The 1,861-nt window shown below is 56.0% G+C and carries 2 protein-coding genes; both read left to right on the top strand.

Annotated features, from left to right (window positions below):
- The first annotated feature begins 216 nt into the window (after positions 1 to 216).
- Entirely contained in the window at positions 217 to 750 is a 534-nt protein-coding gene (locus RMSM_RS03785; protein WP_008691804.1) for a sigma-70 family RNA polymerase sigma factor, read from the top strand.
- Positions 751 to 940: 190 nt separating this feature from the next.
- Positions 941 to 1,738: a FecR protein domain protein gene (locus RMSM_RS03780; protein ID WP_008691803.1), complete on the top strand. Its 798-nt coding sequence runs from the start codon at positions 941 to 943 to the stop codon at positions 1,736 to 1,738.
- Positions 1,739 to 1,861: the final 123 nt, after the last annotated feature.

Genomic DNA, 1,861 nt, shown 5'->3' with positions numbered 1-1,861 from the left:
GTGGCTACAGCATGCCGCCCCGTTGGGACTGAATCCGTCGCACCGCCTGCACCGGTAAGATGTCGATTTCGATATGTTGGCCTAAACGGCTAACACAAGCAAAACGGTTAACCGGATTGCACCCCGTGAACCCTGCCTAACTGCTAATAAGAAAGAAGTGTTCATTTTTTTGGATTTTTCTTGGCAAATGCGGGTGGCTGCTGGAGCATATTCTTGATGGACAAATCCGATCGCGAACAACACGACCAATTTCTAAGGCTCTTCATGGAGCACGAGGAGGCGCTGCGTCTGTTCGTTCGCTCCCTGCTGTTTAACTACGAAGAATCACGTGAAGTCATGCAAGAGGTCGCCATCGTGCTTTGGCGAAAATTTGACGACTCTCAGGACAGCATCGCGTTTCGGCGCTGGGCATTCGGTGTGGCGAGGATGGAAGCGTTGTCGTTTCGCCGAGATCGAGCCCGGGATCGACATCTATTTGGTGACGACATCGCACAGCTGTTAGAGCAAACCGTTCAAGCGGAAACGGTAACGCTTGAGCTGCAGAGAAATGCGCTCGAAAAGTGTGTGAACAAACTTCCCGTTGATCAACGTAAATTGGTGGGCACCGCGTATGAGCCAGGCGTGACAAAATCGGACTTGGCTTGCAAACTTGGCTGGACCTCAATGGCACTCTACAAAAAGCTGCATCAGATTCGCCTGCGATTGATGGAATGTACTCGGCGAGAACTGGCATCGGAGGGAATCTCGTGACTTCGAGAAACGCTCAGTTTGAACTGATCCGGCGATGTCTCGACGGCGAGGCCACCAACGAAGAGTTCGCGCAGTTAGAGAATCTGCTGCGCACCGATTCTGGGTTCCGAATGGACTACGTGCGTTACCTGAACGTTGACTCGGCTTTGGCTGGGCTCCAAAAAGTTCGGCCCCATCATCAAATAACGTCGTGCAGCTGTCATCGCAACATCCGCAAACACGCAATCGGGGATGGTTGAGTTCCCGCGGACTTGCCGGATGGTTAGCGGCGGCCGCTGCGTTGCTGTTGATTGTCGGGATCCTGATTTATCAAACACTCGGCGAAGGGAATCGTGCAACGCAGCCTTCACTGGCCGATCACGACGTCGCGGCGCCGGACGACATTAACGATACCGGTGTTGCTGTGTTGACGCGGGTCGCTGGTTTGCGGGGGGCGACGACAAAGGATTGGCGCGTCGGCCAAACCGTCCCGCCGGGTTCGATGTCTTGGGATGCAGGACTGGTGCAGTTGGAGTTTTACGGCGGAGCTACGGTGGTGGCGGAAGGTCCAGCAGAGATTGAAATCCTCGATGAATCGAGGGTTGTTTGTCGGTTGGGGCGTCTGAGGGCGCATGTCCCCGAGCCGGCGCGAGGGTTTGCCGTGCTTGCGCCTTCCTTTGAGCTGGTCGACCTTGGCACCGAGTTCGGACTGAATGTACTCGAGGATGGTGTGGGGGAAGTTCATGTGTTTGACGGTAAAGTCGAACTATACGACGCGGAGTCGAACCGCAGTCAGGCAACACGGCGGCAACTGAATGCAGGAGACGCACTGACGGTCGATCGCGACGGCACTTCGAAGCCCACCGCACCCCGTGAATCCGATTTCATCACACCGGGTCGGCTGAGCACGATGAGCGAGGCGCATCGTCAGGTCCAGCTTCGCGAGTGGCGGGCGTTTCGCGACTCGAGTCCAAGACGATCCGCGAGTCGTCGCTTACTTTGCCTTTGACAGGAGCGACACCGAAGACCGATTGCTGATCGGAGAAAGCAGCCGCGGCTCAACGATCGAGGGCGCCATTGTTGGTTGTGAATGGGCCGAAGGGCGATGGCGAGGCAAGACATCATTGCAGTT

The sequence above is a fragment of the Rhodopirellula maiorica SM1 genome (assembly GCF_000346295.1).
Lineage (GTDB): Bacteria > Planctomycetota > Planctomycetia > Pirellulales > Pirellulaceae > Novipirellula > Novipirellula maiorica.
This window is presented reverse-complemented; position numbering and strand designations above follow the sequence as displayed.